At 35.3% G+C, this 549-nt stretch carries 1 protein-coding gene; it reads right to left on the bottom strand.

Annotation, left to right across the window (positions count from 1 at the left end):
* Positions 1-549, bottom strand: a 549-nt coding sequence (locus tag AAOP42_RS00670; protein ID WP_349526523.1) for a right-handed parallel beta-helix repeat-containing protein, incomplete at both ends; no start/stop codon positions are given.

The following is a 549-nucleotide window of genomic DNA, read 5'->3' as shown; positions in this document are numbered from 1 at the left end:
AACATCTGATGTTGGATTAATTTTCATCGTATTTTGTAATGCACTTTTGTCATAGACATTCCCCAAAAAGCGCTGCTCTCCACTTCTTAACATCGGATAATTGATGTCGTAAATTATATCATTACCACAAAATATATTATTGTAAAAAGCATGGTGATAGGTCTTGGTTCTGGGACGAACCTGCCGGATATATACTGCCTGACCGTATTGCTTGCTTTTTTCCGCTTTGCGTGTTCCTGAAATCAGATTGTTTACAAAGAGCCCTCCCGAAGCATCATGGATATATATCTGATTTTCAACATTATTCATCAGGATGTTATGATCTACAAGGACAGCTCCAAAATCATAATCTCCCATTTCCAGAAAGATTCCACTACGCTGATTATTAACAATCACATTATTTGATATTCTGGCATTCGGATATTTATTGTCAAACCAAATTCCATAAGTGAAATTATCTGTAACCAGATTTTCAGATACAACACTATTTGCATTGTTATGGAATTTTATTCCCGCAGATTCATAGCGCTTATATCCTCTAAACATTTG

The sequence above is a fragment of the Reichenbachiella sp. MALMAid0571 genome, assembly GCF_040151475.1.
Taxonomy (GTDB): Bacteria; Bacteroidota; Bacteroidia; order Cytophagales; family Cyclobacteriaceae; genus CAXBNB01.
This window is presented reverse-complemented; position numbering and strand designations above follow the sequence as displayed.